Genomic DNA, 362 nt, shown 5'->3' with positions numbered 1-362 from the left:
ATTAAAATTGACCAACCATATTTCTAAATAAACAAGTAAAATGAAAAAGCGAATATTACTCCTGGCCTGCATTTTCCCGGCCTTTTCAGCTACGGCACAGGTTGCTGAAATTAAAAGTTCGGTGGAGAACGTAGAAACAAAAATAGACTCTGTACTTTCTCTTATGACCCTTGAAGAAAAAGTAGGTCAAATGGTACAATACAGTGGCACCTGGGATCTTACCGGTCCTGCTACCGGCGACAGAAATCAATATAGAGAGGAACAGTTAAAAAAGGGGCTCGTAGGTTCTCTGCTAAACGTGTTGTCTGTTGATGCTACCCGCGAAGCACAAAAAATGGTCATGGAGAATTCCCGTATCAAGA

General features: G+C 41.2%; 1 pseudogene. It reads left to right on the top strand.

Annotation, left to right across the window (positions count from 1 at the left end):
- Positions 1-40: 40 nt before the first annotated feature.
- Positions 41-362 (top strand): annotated as a pseudogene (locus HC176_RS17700) (glycosyl hydrolase); the annotation flags it as partial.

Source organism: Tamlana crocina (assembly GCF_012037625.1).
This window is presented reverse-complemented; position numbering and strand designations above follow the sequence as displayed.